Source organism: Rhizobium sp. NZLR8, from assembly GCF_019685025.1.
Classification (GTDB): Bacteria; Pseudomonadota; Alphaproteobacteria; order Rhizobiales; family Rhizobiaceae; genus Rhizobium.
Genome location: NZ_JABDVY010000005.1, coordinates 169,058 through 183,712, shown reverse-complemented (window position 1 = coordinate 183,712; position 14,655 = coordinate 169,058). Strand labels below are relative to the sequence as shown.

Genomic DNA, 14,655 nt, shown 5'->3' with positions numbered 1-14,655 from the left:
CGACTCAGGGGCTCCAGTTGGACTGCATTCGCCCATATGGCAGAACCAAGAATGTCAGATGACGTTTGGTCCTTCTCCTGCATAATTCCTTAAAGCGTGATCGATTCAAGGACAATCTTATGCAGCAATTCAAGGCTTTAAAGCGCCCTTGTACGCGTCTGAAGGACGCGCGGCGCTGTAACCATAAGCTCCGATCTCACCTATAGATGCACTTGATGTAATCGGCCGAGCCCTGTGCGCGCCTCTCGATCACGCCGGCAAGCCGACGAAGGCCTCGTCCTGGTTTGCCGGCATTGCGGTCGATCGGGTTCGGCAATGAAACGGCAAGCAGCGATGCCTGGCGTCGCGTCAGTTTCGACGCCGGCACCTTGAAATGATGCTGGGCCGCAGCCTCGATGCCGTAAATGCCGGGACCCCATTCGGCGATGTTCAGATAGATTTCCATCAGCCGCCGTTTCGACAGGACGAAATCCGTGGAGACAGCGAGCGGAAGCTCCATCGCCTTGCGCACGAAGGAGCGGCCGTTCCAGAGAAAGAGGTTCTTAGCCGTCTGCATCGGGATGGTGCTGCCGCCGCGCGTCGCCTGACCTTTCAGCGTATCCCCGACCAGCATCCGCATTTCCGCCCAGTCGACGCCGCCGTGAAAGCAATATTGCCCGTCCTCTGACATCATCACCGACTGCACCAGAGCCGGGGCGACGTCATCAAGCGACACCCATTGCCTATCGTAACCGCGCAGCAGCACGAGATCGCGCAGCATCAACGTCGAGACCGGGTGAATGAACGGCAGCAGATAGAAAAAGATCAGGGCATAGGGAAGGATCAGCACGATCAGCACGGAAAGAACAATGCGTTTCAATAGACGCCGGTCTCCGAACCATTGCCGACGAGCCGGCATGTCGACGCTGTCCTCTCTCTCCGGCGCTATATCCAATGTTCCCCAGTCCGATTTCGCCCCTGTCGTTGTCATAGCGCCTGTACGGAGCTTATGCCAGAGTGCGTGGCAAATCTTGCTGCGCCATCGACAATTCCGTTGCAAGCCCCGGGGCGCTCATGCCAAACAGCGCCCATGGACGCGAACCGGGACACTTTCGAAACGAGGCTGAGGAACAACGCCCGCGAGATCGAGGCGTTGCTCGACGCATTGCTGTCACCGAGCCCTCTCTCCGATGAAATCGTCAGACCTGAGACGCTGCGCGACGCCATGCATTATGCCGTGTTGAACGGTGGCAAGCGACTGCGCCCATTTCTCGTCGTCGAAAGTGCCGCCCTTCTCGGCGGTGACGCCGCGGCGGCGCTTCGCGTCGGCGCTGCACTCGAATGCGTTCACTGCTATTCGCTCGTGCATGACGACCTGCCGGCCATGGACGATGATGATCTCCGCCGCGGCAAACCGACGGTACACAAAAAATTCGACGAAGCCACCGCGATCCTCGCAGGTGACAGCCTGCTGACCTACGCCTTCGACATTATCGCCACGCCGGAAACAGCCCTTCCCGAAACGAGCAAGGCATCGCTGGTACTGGCTCTTGCTCGCGCCGCCGGTCTCGGCGGCATGGCCGGTGGCCAGGCGCTCGATCTCGCGGCAGAAAGACAAGCGCCTGACGAGGCCGGCATCATCCGCCTGCAGGCGATGAAAACAGGCGCGCTGATCCGCTTTGCCTGCGAAGCCGGCGCCCTCATCTCGGCCAGCCCGCCGGAAGATCGCCGCCGCCTGCGCGCCTTCGGCGAAAAGATCGGACTTGCATTCCAACTGGCTGACGACATCCTCGACCTGACCTCGGACACTGCAACCATGGGCAAGGCGACCGGCAAAGATGCAGCCCGCGGCAAGGGAACGCTTGTAGCGCTACGCGGCATGGAATGGGCCGAAGCCCAACTCCATCAGCATGTCCGCGATGCCGAGACACTGCTTGCCCCCTACGGTGCCCGCGCCTCGACCCTCATCGCCACCGCGCATTTCATCGCCGACCGGAAGAGCTGAATCGTCGGATCACGCCGACAATATTTCCTTGAAAGCCGAAACCAGGCGCGCGCATTCCTCGTCCGTGCCGATGCTGATGCGCAGAAACTCCGAAATACGCGGTTTGGCGAAATGCCGGACGAGAACACCACGCTCCCGCAGAGCCGCTTGAAGCGCTGCACCCGACTGGCTCTCATGCTTTGCAAAAACGAAATTTGCTTGAGACGGCAGCACTTCGAAATCCAGCGCTTCGAGTTCCCGGACGAGACCGTCCCGGCTGGCAATGAGCATCTTTCGGCATGTCTCGAACCACGCCTCGTCCTTGATTGCCGCCGTCGCGGCAACCTGCGCCAGGCGATCGAGCGGATAGGAATTGAAGCTGTCCTTGACGCGCTCCAGCGCCTCGATCAGTTCCCGCTGCCCCAGCGCAAAGCCGACGCGCAGACCCGCAAGCGAGCGCGATTTGGACAAGGTCTGAACGACAAGCAGATTGGGATATTTGCAAATGAGCGGGATAGCGCTGTCACCGCCGAAATCGATATAGGCCTCGTCTATCACGACGACCGCATCCGGATGGGCGGCGATAAGCGCCTCTATGTCGGCAAGCGGCAGGCCGATGCCGGTCGGCGCGTTCGGATTGGCGATGATGATCGCACCGCACGGCCTGTCGTAATCTGCCAGCCGGATCTGAAACCTGTCATCGACAGACACTTCGACCGTCTCGACGCCGTATAGCAGGCTATAGGTCGGATAGAAGCTGTAGGTCACATCTGGATAGAGAAGCGGCCGCTCGTGTTTCAACAGCGCCTGAAACGCGTGGGCGAGAACCTCGTCGGAACCGTTGCCGACGAAGACTTCTTCCGCCGTCAAACCGTGACGGGCGGCGATCGTCTGGCGCAATTCCGTGGCGGCGGGGTCCGGATAGAGCCGCAGACGATCGTCCGCAGCTTGCCGGATCGCCTCGAGCGCCGTTGGAGACGGCCCATAGGGATTTTCATTGGTGTTGAGCTTGACCAGTCCGGGAATACGGGGCTGCTCCCCCGCGACGTAGGGCTGCAGCTTGCTGACGATTGGCGACCAGTACCGGCTCATCCGAACTTGCGGTCGCTCATTCCGCCGCCGTCCGCTGACCGAAACGCTTCTCGATATAGTCGACGACAAGCGCCTCGAAATCGGCAGCGATATGGGGGCCACGCAGCGTCAGAGCCTTCCGGCCGTCGATGAAGACGGGCGCCGCTGGCGTCTCGCCGGTGCCCGGAAGCGAAATGCCGATATCGGCATGTTTGCTTTCGCCGGGACCGTTGACGATGCAGCCCATGACGGCGACGTTCAGCGCCTCGACGCCAGGATATTTCTCGCGCCAGATCGGCATGTTCTTGCGGATGTCGTTCTGGATGTTCTGGGCAAGCTCCTGGAACACCGTCGACGTCGTGCGTCCACAGCCGGGACAGGCGGCAACGACAGGAATGAACTGGCGGAAGCCCATGACCTGCAGGATCTCCTGCGCCACCTGGACTTCCCGCGTGCGGTCGCCGTTCGGCTCCGGCGTCAGCGACACGCGGATCGTATCGCCGATGCCGTGCTGCAGTACGAAGCCCATCGCCGCCGACGAGGCGACGATACCCTTGGTGCCCATGCCGGCCTCGGTCAGACCGAGATGCAAAGCATGATTGGAGCGTTCGGCGAGCATGGAATTGACGGCAATCAGGTCCTGGACCTGGCTGACCTTGGCCGACAGGATGATGCGGTTGCGGGGCAGGCCGATCTCTTCGGCAAGGGCTGCCGAAAGCAGCGCCGATTGTACGATCGCCTCGCGCGTCACCTGCCGGGCCGAAAGCGGCGAACCGGCTTCGGCATTCCTGTCCATCAGCGCCGTCAAGAGATCCTGATCGAGCGAGCCCCAGTTGACGCCGATGCGCACCGGCTTGTCGTAGCGGATCGCCATCTCGATGATCTCGGCGAATTGCTTGTCCTTCTTGTCCTTGAAGCCGACATTGCCGGGGTTGATGCGGTATTTCGCCAGCGCCTCGGCACAATCAGGATGATCGGCAAGCAGTTTGTGGCCGATATAATGGAAGTCGCCGATCAACGGCACGTCCATGCCAAGCCGCAACAGCCGCTCGCGGATCTTCGGCACGGCGGCCGCACTCTCGTCACGGTCGACGGTGATGCGCACCAGTTCCGAGCCCGCCCGGTGGAGGGCAGCGACCTGGGCAACGGTCGAATCGATATCGGCCGTATCGGTGTTCGTCATCGATTGCACGACGACCGGCGCCCCGCCGCCGACGATGATGCCGCCGACATCGACGGCAATAGAAGCGCGGCGCGGTTTCGGATCAAAATCGGCGGCTGAGGACATGAAGAGTTTTTGCACCCCTAAAGCATGTCGCGCAAAAGTGTGCAGCGGTTTTGCGATAACGACATGCGTAAAAATAAGAACCTAAAGCGCAAGAAGCGAATCCGAGAGATTGCGACGCGCTTTAGAAACAGTGTCTTTCAGGTGGATCATGACCGCTTTCTTGTCAACCGCCCCTGATATCACTTTTGTTGGGAGGCGGCTCAGAACAGGATTCAGATTTTAGGCCGTCCCGACCTAAAATCATTCTGGTCTAGTGGCCGCTTCCGGAGACTCCATCGGCATAATGGGCCAGGTTAGAAAGCAGGAGAACAACAAGGAGCAGCACCGGCAGCGCCATGAAAACGATGGCGAAACCGATATGCTCGGCGACGAAGCCGATCAAGGACGGCGCAACCAGCATGCCGGAATAGCCCATGGTGGTCACGACAGAGATGCCGATGCCGGGCTTGAGGCCGGGAATGTTGCCCGCCGCCGAGAAAGCGATCGGCACCATGTTGGAAATGCCGATGCCGCAAAAGGCAAAGCCCAGAATGGCGATCTCGGCGTTGGGTGCCAGGCCTGCAAACAGCATGCCGACGATGGCAAACAAGGTGCAGATCCGCAGCGTCTTGACGCCGCCCAGGCGGTCGCGCACCAGGTCGCCGGCAAAGCGCATAATCGCCATCGTCGCCGAAAAGGCTGCGAAACCAAGGCCGGAAAGCGCCACGGATGCATCCATTTCCTGCCGGAGATAGAGCGCACCCCAGTCCAGTACCGCGCCTTCCGGCACCATGCTGAACAAGGCCATCAAACCGAGCAGCCACGGCAGCGGCACCATCGGCAGTCTTGTCTTTTCCTTCCTTGTGTCGGGATGCGGCGGATCAGCAAGGATCATAGGCCAGGAGATAGCCAGGAAGATCGCCGCCAGCACCGTCGCCAGTTCGGCATGACCGAGAATGCCGAGCTTGGAGATCGCGATGCCGCCGAGGCCTGAGCCGATCAGCCCGCCAAGGCTCCAGAAAGCGTGGCAGGACGACATGATGGAGCGGCGCATGGATTTCTCCACCGACACCGCATTGGCGTTCATCGCCACATCCATGGCACCGATGAAGCCGCCGAACAGGAAGAGCGAAATTGCCGCGGTGACGACATTTGGCGCCAGCGTCAATGCCAGCAGCAATGGCAGCACGCAGACAGCCAGGACCTGAACGACGACACGCGAGCCGTGTTTGGCAATCTGCGCCCCGGCGATCGGCATCATCACCAGCGAGCCGACGCCGAAGACCAGGATCATCAGCCCAAGTTCGAACTTGGAGAGCGCCAGGCGCTCGGCAAAATCCGGGATCTTCGGCGCCCAGCAGCCGACGACGAAGCCGTTCATCAGAAAAAGCAGGGAAACCGCCGCCCTGCTTTTGGTAACGAAGCCGCTCCGCGCTCCCGGCGACGCATTCACATGACTATCCATTTCTCGGTCTTCCTCATTGCCGGGCTTATACGCGCCCGGTTTCCCTAAACTCTATGACAACCGCCTAGTTCGTTTTCTCGGCGATAACAGTTCTGCATCCGCGCTCGCGATAACCGGCGAGTATGGCCGGATCGGCATCGTGCTCGACGACCAGGCAGTCACAATGAGCAACCGGCAGGATGCTGTGCGGGGCAGCCGTGCCGAACTTCTCCGAAGTTGCCGCCACCAGCACTTTTCTGCTTCTCGACGCCGCATACCGCTTGAACTCGGCATCTTCGAAACCGAACACCGTGATGCCGGCCTCAAGATCGACGCCGCAGGCACCAAGAATACAGAGATCGGGCGCAAGCTGTTCCATATCCCGCAAGGCTTTGGCGCCGAGCGAACCGCCCGTCTGCCGGTCCACCATTCCGCCGATAAGGATGACGTTGACGGCAGGCTTATCGATCAGCGCGGCGGCAATCGCCGGCGCATTCGTCGCAGCCGTCAGCGCCAGTTCGGCCGGCAATGCGTTGGCAATCGCCAGATTGGTGCTGCCGGCATCGAAAAACACAGTCGAACCGGCGGCAATCTGCTGTGCCGCAGCGCGCGCCAATGCCTGTTTCCGGTCAGCCGCAAAACCCATCCGCTGCGTCAGGTTCCCGTGCGCCGGCGAGACCGGCAGTGCGCCGCCATAGACCCGCTCGCAGAGCCCTGCAGCGGCCATCTCCCGCAGATCGCGGCGCACCGTATCCTCGGAGACGCCGAATTCGAGGGCAAGTTCCGTCGCCAGCACGCGGCCGTTGATCCGCAGCCTGTCGGAAATCACGCCTTGGCGCTCGCGCAATAGGAAATCCTGCATGTTTTTACCGGGTCGAAATCATTGGAACCAGAAACGTGCATAAACACTTATGATCATGCGCACAACATGCATAAACACACGTTTCCTGACGGTCTGAAACAAAGCTCTACGACCAGAGTGGAATCCGGACAGCCTGGTTGGCGGATGGAGCCGGTTTCTACAGGATTCACGGTTTAACCGGCCGCTTGAGAAAAATATTTGCAGTTGCTGCTTTTATTCGCAGTTTTTTACGCTTCCGACGCCCTAATTTTCTGCGAACTATCGCTCATCCGATGACAACCTCCCAAGGATGGATAAAACAATGAACTGGTTGAAAACCGTCGCCGCCGCTGCCCTCATTCATGCTGCTGCCCTCCTGCCTGCCCATGCCGGCGAGAACCTCGCCGCCATCAAATCGGCCGGCGTTTTCAAGATCGGCACCGAAGGCACTTACGCGCCCTTCACCTTTCATGACGAAAGCGGCAAGCTCGTCGGCTTCGACGTCGAGATCGGCGAAGCGATCGCTGCCAAACTCGGCGTCAAGGCCGAGTTCGTCGAGGGCAAGTGGGATGGCCTGATCGCCGGCCTCGACGCCAAGCGCTACGACACCGTCATCAACCAGGTCGGCATCACCGAAGCCCGCAAACAGAAATATGATTTCTCCGAACCCTATATCGCTTCCAAGGCCGTGCTGATCATCCGCGACGGCGACGACAGCATCAAGACCTTCACCGATCTGAAGGGCAAGAAATCCGCCCAATCGCTGACCAGCAATTTCGGCAAGATCGCAACCGAAGCCGGTGCCGAACTCGTCGGCACCGACGGTTTCGATCAATCGATCCAGCTCGTGCTGACCAAGCGCGCCGACGCCACGATCAACGACAGCCTCTCCTTCCTCGATTTCAAGAAGCACAAGCCGGACGCGCCGGTGAAGATCGCCGCAGAGCAGGAAAATGCCGATTACTCCGGCATCATCATCCGCAAGAACGAGCCGGAGCTTCTTGCCGAAATCAACAAGGCGCTTGCCGACATCAAGGCCGACGGCACTTACAAGAAAATCGCCGACAAGTATTTCGGCCAGGACGTTTCGAAGTAAGTCCCACTCAAGAATGGCCCCTCCCCCTTGTGGGGAGGGGTTGGGGAGGGGTATTCGAGATATCACCACCCAACTGACGAGAGGGAACGCCCCTTGCCGCACTGGCTCCAACTCATGGCGGATTCGCTGCCCTCGCTCCTCTGGGCGGGGCTGATCTTCACCATTCCGCTGACGCTGCTGTCCTTCGTCTTCGGCCTGGCCCTCGGGCTCGCCACCGCAATCGCCCGACTCTTCGGGCCGGCGCCGCTTTCCGCCGTCGCTCGTTTCTATGTATGGGTCATCCGCGGCACGCCGCTGCTCGTTCAGCTCTTCGTCATCTTCTACGGCTTGCCGAGCCTCGGCATCCTGCTTGACGCCTTTCCAGCCGCCCTGATCGGCTTCACGCTGAATATCGGCGCCTATAGTTCCGAGATCATCCGCGCCGTCATTTCCTCGGTGCCGAAGGGCCAGTGGGAAGCCGCCTATTCGATCGGCATGAGCTGGCGCCAGGCGATGAGCCGCACCATCCTGCCGCAGGCCGCCCGCGTCGCCGTGCCGCCTCTGTCGAACACCTTCATTTCGCTGGTCAAGGACACCTCGCTTGCCGCCGCAATCACCGTGCCGGAGCTCTTCCAGGCGGCGCAGCGCATCGTGGCCACCACCTATGAGCCGCTGATCCTCTATATCGAGGCGGCGCTGATCTATCTTGCCCTAAGCTCCGTCCTCTCGCAGCTGCAGGTGCGGCTGGAACGCCGCTTCGCGCGTTATGGCGGCATGCTGGAGGCAAATGCATGATCGAGCTTTCCAACATCGAAAAGCGCTTCGGCGACGCCGTCATCCTCAAGGATATCAGCATCCGCATTCCCGAAGGCAGCGTCACCGCCCTGGTCGGGCCTTCGGGCGGCGGCAAGAGCACGCTGCTGCGCTGCATCAACCTGCTCGAAATTCCGACCGCCGGTTCCATCCGCCTCGGAGAGGAAACGCTGGCCTTTGCGCCGGGCAAACGAACGAGCTGGCAGGCGATCCAGAAGATCCGCCGCCAGACCGGCATGGTCTTCCAGAACTTCCAGCTCTTCCCGCATCAGACCGCGATTGAGAATGTTATGGAGGGCCTGGTGACAGTCCTGAAATGGCCGAGGGAAAGGGCGCGCGAGCGGGCGATGGAGTTGCTGACCAAGGTCGGCATGACCCACAAGGCCGATGCATGGCCTTCGACGCTCTCGGGCGGTCAGCAGCAGCGTGTGGCGATCGCTCGCGCCTTGGCGCCGTCGCCGCGCGTGCTTCTCTGTGACGAACCGACCTCGGCGCTCGATCCGGAACTCTCGGCAGAAGTGGTCGATGTGCTGGGTCAGCTTGCCCGCGAAGGCACGACCATGGTGATGGCGACTCATGATCTCAGGCTTGCCTCGAAGATCGCCAATGACGTCGTCTTTCTGGAAGCCGGAAGCGTGGTGGAAACGGGTAGCGCCAGGGCGATCTTCACTGCGCCGGAGCGCGAACGCACCAAGCGCTTCATCTCGACGATCAACGCGGCGCATACCTACGACATTTGAAGCAATGCCGGGATGCGGCCATCCCGGCATTGCTGGAACTCCAATCAGGAGGCCGTGACGACGGCGCGCGCAGCCTTCAGCGCATTGCCCCACCATGTGATCTGATCGAGCAGGTTCTTGGCAGCCTCGTTGAGATGGGCGTAATCGCCAAGGCTCTTGCCTTCCTTGAGAACGGCAAGATATTCGCTGAATGCGATGTGGACACCGGTCTTGACGGAAGCGGCGCCCATTTCCACGAAGATCAAACGCAGTTGCTCGACCGCACGTGCGCCGCCGACGCCGCCGTAACCGACAAAACCGACCGGCTTCTGGATGAATTCGCCGAGATCGATCGCGTTTTTCAGAACGGCCGTCGGAGCATGATTGTATTCGGCGGCGGTGAAGATGAAGCCGTCGAATTCGCGCAGCTTCTTCTTCCAGCGCTCAGCGGAGTCGCTTTCCGCTGTGGTGGCGCGCGCATCGCCGAAGAAATGCATGGGATAGTCGATAAGATCGAGAACTTCGACTTCCAGATCGGAGCGCTGGCCGACCAGCTCGGCAATCCACTTGGCCGGATGTTCGGCGAAACGGCCAATACGCGTGCTGCCGACAATGACGGCAATCTTCAACTTGCTCATGGAGATGATTTCCTGATGGGTCTTGGGGGCGGATGGTGGGAGCGCAAGTCTATGAGAAAGTCTCCTCGCCGGGCAAGGCAAGGAGACTGCCAACTTTCCGAAAAATCAGCTTTTCACCGCCCGATCATACACAATCGGGTGATTGGCCGCAGTCGTTGGACAGCAGAACGAAGCCTCTCGGCGACGATCGCCCGCCCGTTGCTCAAGCGCCATAGACGACGAGCAGGTCCTTGGCGTCGATCTGATCGCCGGCCCGCACCAGCACCTCCGAGATCGTCCCGTCCTTTTCCGCATGCAGCGCCGTTTCCATCTTCATCGCCTCGATGGAGACGAGCACGTCGCCGGCACTGACCGCCTGACCTGGAGAGACGAAGACACGGCTGATGACGCCCGGCATCGGCGCACCGACATGGACGGCATTGCCCGGTTCCGCCTTGCGGCGGACGGCTGCACCTGTTGCCCCATGGGCCCGGTCCGGCACCTTGATGCGGCGCGGCTGGCCGTTGAGTTCGAAGAAGATGGTCACCATGCCCTGGCTGTCAGTCGCGCTCATCGCCTGGTTGACGATGACCAGCGTCTTGCCGCGTTCGATATCGGCAAACAGTTCCTCGCCATCTCCGAGCCCGTAGAAATAGGCCGGCGTCGGCAGCACCGAAACCGGGCCGTAGGTATCGGAGGCAAGCGCGAAGTCGGTGAACACTTTCGGGTACATCAGGTAGGAGACGAATTCGAAATCGCTGACCTCACGTTCCAGCTTCGTCTCGATGACCTTGCGCTCAGCATCGAGGTCGGCCTCCTTGAGCAAGGAGCCGGGCCGCACGGTATAGGGCTTGTCGCCCTTCAGGGCCTTCTTCTGCAGCGTTTTCGGCCAGCCTGAGGGTGGCTGACCGAGATCACCCTTCAGCATCGACACCACCGATTCCGGGAAGGAGACTTCCTTGTCGGCGCTGACGACATCGGCAACTGTCAGGTCCTGGGAGACCATCATCAGCGCCATGTCGCCGACCACCTTGGAGGACGGCGTCACCTTGACGATATCGCCGAACATCTGGTTGGCATCGGCATAGGCCTGCGCCACCAGATGCCAGCGGGTCTCGAGGCCGAGTGAGCGGGCCTGTTCCTTGAGGTTGGTGAACTGGCCGCCCGGCATTTCATGTAGATAGACTTCCGAGGCCGGGCCTTTGAGGTCGCTTTCGAAGGCGGCATACTGGTTACGCGCCGCTTCCCAATAGAAGGAGACGCGGCGGATCCACTCCGGATCGAGGCCCGGATCGCGCTCCGTACCGCGCAGCGCCTCGACGATCGAGCCGAGACAGGGCTGCGAGGTGTTGCCGGATAGCGCATCCATCGCCGCATCGACCGCATCGACGCCGGCATCGACGGCGGCAAGCACGGTCGCGGCCGCAATACCTGATGTATCATGCGTATGGAAATGGATCGGCAGGCTGGTCGCTTCACGCAGTGCCTTGAACAGAACCTTCGCAGCCGCAGGCTTGAGGAGGCCGGCCATATCCTTGAGCGCGATGATATGCGCGCCGGCCTTTTCAAGCTCGACCGCAAGGTCGGTATAGTATTTCAGATCGTATTTCGGACGGGCCGAGTTCAGGATATCGCCGGTATAGCAGATCGCCGCCTCGCAGAGCTTGTTCTCCTCGGCAATGGCATCCATCGACACCCGCATGTTCTCGACCCAGTTCAGGCAATCGAAGACGCGGAAGAGATCGATGCCGCCCTTGGCTGCCTGGCGGACGAAGTATTTGACGACATTGTCGGGATAGTTGGTGTAGCCGACGCCGTTGGCGCCGCGCAAAAGCATCTGCAACAGAAGGTTCGGCGCGCCCTCGCGGATCAGCGCCAGGCGTTCCCACGGATCCTCCGTCAGAAAGCGCATCGAGACGTCGAAGGTGGCGCCACCCCAGCATTCGAGCGACAAAAGGTTCGGCAGTGCATGCGCATAGGTGCCGGCGATGCGGGCGATGTCATAGGTGCGCATGCGGGTGGCGAGCAATGACTGGTGGCCGTCGCGCATCGTCGTGTCGGTCAGAAGCACGCGTTTTTCATTGCGCATCCATTCGCCGAATTTCTTCGGACCGAGCGTGTCGAGCAGTTGCTTCGTTCCATCCTTGACCGTGTTGCCATTGGCGTAGGGAACCACCGGCTGGGCAGCGTTATCAAGCGGCCTTGGCCTGTCCTTGGCCTCGGGATGACCGTTGACGGTGACGTCGGCCAGATAGGTCAAGAGCTTCGTCGCGCGGTCCTGGCGCTTGACCTGCTGGAAGAGTTCCGGCGTCGTGTCGATGAAACGTGTCGTGTAGCTGTTGTCGCGGAACTTCGGATGGCCGATGATCGCTTCGAGGAAGGTCAGGTTGGTAGCGACGCCGCGAATACGGAACTCGCGCAGCGCCCGGTCCATGCGGCTGATCGCTTCGGACGGGTTCGGCGCCCAGGCCGTGACCTTGACGAGCAGCGGATCATAATAGCGGGTGATGATAGCGCCCGAATAGGAGGTGCCGCCGTCGAGACGGATGCCGAAACCCGACGCCGAGCGATAGGCGGTGATGCGGCCGTAATCCGGAATGAAATTGTGCTCCGGATCCTCGGTGGTGATGCGGCACTGCAGCGCATGACCGTTCAGGCGGATGTCAGCTTGAGCGGGAACGCCCGATTCCGGCGTGCCGATCGCAAAGCCGTCGAGAATGTGGATCTGCGCCTTGACGATGTCGATGCCGGTGACGACTTCGGTCACCGTATGCTCGACCTGGATACGCGGATTGACCTCGATGAAGTAGAATTTGCCGGTATCGCTATCCATCAGATATTCGACGGTGCCGGCGCCGACATAATTGGTCGCCGAGGCGATCTTCATCGAATAAGCGGCAAGCTCCTGGCGTTGCGCTTCCGAGAGGTAGGGCGCAGGCGCGCGCTCGACGACCTTCTGGTTACGGCGCTGGATCGAGCAGTCACGTTCAAACAAATGAACGACATTGCCGTGTGTATCGCCGAGAACCTGGCTTTCGACGTGGCGGGCGCGTTCGACGAGCTTTTCCAGATAGACCTCGTCCTTGCCGAAGGCGGCCATCGCCTCACGTTTGGCCTCGGTCACTTCACGGGCCAGATCCTTCGGATCGCGGATGGCGCGCATGCCGCGACCGCCGCCGCCCCAGGAGGCCTTCAGCATGACGGGATAGCCGATCTCCTCGGCCATCTTCGCCACTTCGGCCATATCCTCCGGCAACGGCCCCGTTGCCGGCACCACAGGCACGCCGACCGAGATCGCCAGGTTGCGCGCCGCGACCTTGTTGCCGAGCTGGCGCATCGTATCGGCCTTCGGGCCGATGAAGATGATGCCGGCCTTGTTGCAGGCATCGACGAATTCGGGACTTTCCGACAACAGGCCATAACCTGGATGAATGGCATCGGCGCCTGAGAGCTTGGCGACGCGGATCACTTCCTCGATCGACAAATAACTTTCGATCGGGCCCATGTCCTTGGCAAGATGCGGGCCGCGGCCGACCTGATAGCTTTCGTCCGCTTTGAAACGGTGCAGCGCCAGTTTGTCTTCCTCCGCCCAGATCGCCACGGTTTTTATTCCAAGCTCGTTGGCCGCGCGAAACACGCGAATGGCAATTTCGGAGCGATTGGCAACGAGTATCTTGGAAATGGGCAAAACGGTCTCCTCAGGCGTTCAGACGCGGGCATGCTGCACCCGCGAAGGAAATTCTTAACTTCTTGTTACAGGAAGTTCAATTTCTCTTGCGACTGCGAAATGTAATTTCTCGCCATTCTGAATGCTGATGATGTCAGGCCGGATCGGCCTAAATCATATTTCTCATCAAAATCAAAGGCATAGCATGAAAACCGCTCATCCTTTCGGCATCATGCTCTAGCTTATCAGGCGGTGACGGAAGGCAAGCGCCACCGCCTGCTGCCGGTTTTTCGCCTTTAGCTTGTTTTGCAAGCCGTTCATATACCAGTCGACGGTGTGGTTTGAGATCTTCAGCATCTTGCTGATTTCCATCGAGGTCATGCCTTCGGCGAGATAATGCAGGATCTCCATTTCGCGTCGCGTCAGCGGCGTGTCGGCCGGTAGCACGGTTTCCAGCGCCTCAGCCTCATCCTTCAGCTCGAGCAATCGCCAGAAGCTTTTGCGTGCCACGGCCTCGAAAAGGGCGATCTCCACCGGCGACAGCTCGATCGGCTTGCCGGCGAGACTGAGGTTGCCGAGAATGCCGTTCCGTCCGTGGATCGGAAAGATATAACCGTCTTCCAGTCCGTGACCGAAAGCATCGACCATCATCTGCTCCATCCGACGCTTCTGCGCATCCTTGCGGAATGCTGCCAGGCTTTCCCGCCAGCGGAAAGGCCGCTGCGCATGAGCGAGGTAGCGCACCATCGGATCGATCAGCACATATTTTTTCGCGGTATAGATTTGCGGCCATTGTTGCGGCCAGCGGCCGGCAAGCGCCGCAGCCCAAGGTTCCAGATTCTGCTGCGCCGGATTCTGCGGCAAATGGCGCCGTAGGCCGTAATATTCGAAGCCGCAATCTTGGATGACCTGCTCCAGCTCGGTAACCACGGCCTGAGGATTTGACGTTTCTTCCAGAATGATAAGCAATTGAATTAACAAATTAATATTCACAAAATGCCCCTTGCCCGGACGGATGCCCGCATCGAGGCCGTCGGCGGCTTTTCAAATTGGTCGCGAAACGGTCTTCTTCAAAAAATGCAGTCTCTAATTTAATGCTGCGCTAAATATTTATTAAAATGCAAGCGCAAATTGTTGCAGGGATATAACCGAGCAGAAAATTCAGCGCCATAGTCATC

The 14,655-nt window shown here is 60.2% G+C and carries 12 protein-coding genes; 4 read left to right on the top strand and 8 right to left on the bottom strand.

Annotation, left to right across the window (positions count from 1 at the left end; translation table 11 throughout):
• Positions 1–196 precede the first annotated feature (196 nt).
• Positions 197–934 (bottom strand): monofunctional biosynthetic peptidoglycan transglycosylase, encoded by a 738-nt coding sequence (gene mtgA / locus HJB89_RS13885; protein WP_221150085.1) that lies wholly within the window; start codon positions 932–934, stop codon positions 197–199.
• Between the two features lie 135 nt (positions 935–1,069).
• Here mtgA and HJB89_RS13880 point away from each other — a divergent pair, with 135 nt between their 5' ends.
• On the top strand, positions 1,070–1,984 hold the full coding sequence (locus tag HJB89_RS13880) for a polyprenyl synthetase family protein (RefSeq protein ID WP_207582232.1): 915 nt from the start codon (positions 1,070–1,072) through the stop codon (positions 1,982–1,984).
• 9 nt (positions 1,985–1,993) lie between these two features.
• On the opposite strand, the gene hisC is transcribed toward HJB89_RS13880, so the two are convergent.
• The 4 genes from hisC to HJB89_RS13860 all read right to left on the bottom strand — a co-directional run bounded on the left by hisC (position 1,994) and on the right by HJB89_RS13860 (position 6,607).
• Positions 1,994–3,055: a histidinol-phosphate transaminase gene (gene hisC / locus HJB89_RS13875; protein WP_221150084.1), complete on the bottom strand. Its 1,062-nt coding sequence runs from the start codon at positions 3,053–3,055 to the stop codon at positions 1,994–1,996.
• A 16-nt stretch (positions 3,056–3,071) separates the two neighbouring features.
• The gene (gene ispG / locus HJB89_RS13870) at positions 3,072–4,322 is read right to left on the bottom strand and encodes a flavodoxin-dependent (E)-4-hydroxy-3-methylbut-2-enyl-diphosphate synthase (protein WP_207582234.1); all 1,251 of its coding nucleotides are present in this window, start codon (positions 4,320–4,322) and stop codon (positions 3,072–3,074) included.
• Between the two features lie 250 nt (positions 4,323–4,572).
• Entirely contained in the window at positions 4,573–5,766 is a 1,194-nt protein-coding gene (locus tag HJB89_RS13865) for an MFS transporter (RefSeq protein WP_207582235.1), read from the bottom strand.
• Between the two features lie 64 nt (positions 5,767–5,830).
• Positions 5,831–6,607, bottom strand: coding sequence for a DeoR/GlpR family DNA-binding transcription regulator (locus HJB89_RS13860; protein ID WP_221150083.1), 777 nt, complete (start codon positions 6,605–6,607; stop codon positions 5,831–5,833).
• Positions 6,608–6,908: 301 nt separating this feature from the next.
• Here HJB89_RS13860 and HJB89_RS13855 point away from each other — a divergent pair, with 301 nt between their 5' ends.
• From HJB89_RS13855 to HJB89_RS13845, 3 genes are all read left to right on the top strand, one after another.
• The gene (locus HJB89_RS13855) at positions 6,909–7,682 is read left to right on the top strand and encodes an amino acid ABC transporter substrate-binding protein (RefSeq protein ID WP_207582237.1); all 774 of its coding nucleotides are present in this window, start codon (positions 6,909–6,911) and stop codon (positions 7,680–7,682) included.
• Between the two features lie 93 nt (positions 7,683–7,775).
• The gene (locus HJB89_RS13850; protein ID WP_221115421.1) at positions 7,776–8,456 is read left to right on the top strand and encodes an amino acid ABC transporter permease; all 681 of its coding nucleotides are present in this window, start codon (positions 7,776–7,778) and stop codon (positions 8,454–8,456) included.
• Complete coding sequence (locus HJB89_RS13845; RefSeq protein WP_207582238.1) at positions 8,453–9,214, top strand: amino acid ABC transporter ATP-binding protein; 762 nt, start codon at positions 8,453–8,455, stop codon at positions 9,212–9,214. The genes HJB89_RS13850 and HJB89_RS13845 overlap by 4 nt, the downstream gene beginning before the upstream one ends.
• 44 nt (positions 9,215–9,258) lie before the next feature.
• Here the strand turns inward: HJB89_RS13845 and HJB89_RS13840 are convergent, their stop codons facing one another.
• From HJB89_RS13840 to HJB89_RS13830, 3 genes are all read right to left on the bottom strand, one after another.
• Positions 9,259–9,831, bottom strand: coding sequence for an NADPH-dependent FMN reductase (locus tag HJB89_RS13840; RefSeq protein ID WP_221150082.1), 573 nt, complete (start codon positions 9,829–9,831; stop codon positions 9,259–9,261).
• Positions 9,832–10,033: 202 nt separating this feature from the next.
• Positions 10,034–13,498: a pyruvate carboxylase gene (pyc, locus tag HJB89_RS13835; RefSeq protein ID WP_221150080.1), complete on the bottom strand. Its 3,465-nt coding sequence runs from the start codon at positions 13,496–13,498 to the stop codon at positions 10,034–10,036.
• A 216-nt stretch (positions 13,499–13,714) separates the two neighbouring features.
• Complete coding sequence (locus tag HJB89_RS13830; RefSeq protein ID WP_221141413.1) at positions 13,715–14,470, bottom strand: LuxR family transcriptional regulator; 756 nt, start codon at positions 14,468–14,470, stop codon at positions 13,715–13,717.
• Positions 14,471–14,655 lie beyond the last annotated feature (185 nt).

Coding starts and splice junctions, on each gene's coding strand:
- HJB89_RS13860 (WP_221150083.1), bottom strand. CDS start 6,607: ATGCAGGATTTCCTATTGCGCGAGCGCCAAGGCGTGATTTCCGACAGG.
- HJB89_RS13840 (WP_221150082.1), bottom strand. CDS start 9,831: ATGAGCAAGTTGAAGATTGCCGTCATTGTCGGCAGCACGCGTATTGGC.
- HJB89_RS13845 (WP_207582238.1), top strand. CDS start 8,453: ATGATCGAGCTTTCCAACATCGAAAAGCGCTTCGGCGACGCCGTCATC.
- HJB89_RS13865 (WP_207582235.1), bottom strand. CDS start 5,766: ATGGATAGTCATGTGAATGCGTCGCCGGGAGCGCGGAGCGGCTTCGTT.
- HJB89_RS13855 (WP_207582237.1), top strand. CDS start 6,909: ATGAACTGGTTGAAAACCGTCGCCGCCGCTGCCCTCATTCATGCTGCT.
- hisC (WP_221150084.1), bottom strand. CDS start 3,055: ATGAGCCGGTACTGGTCGCCAATCGTCAGCAAGCTGCAGCCCTACGTC.
- ispG (WP_207582234.1), bottom strand. CDS start 4,322: ATGTCCTCAGCCGCCGATTTTGATCCGAAACCGCGCCGCGCTTCTATT.
- HJB89_RS13880 (WP_207582232.1), top strand. CDS start 1,070: ATGGACGCGAACCGGGACACTTTCGAAACGAGGCTGAGGAACAACGCC.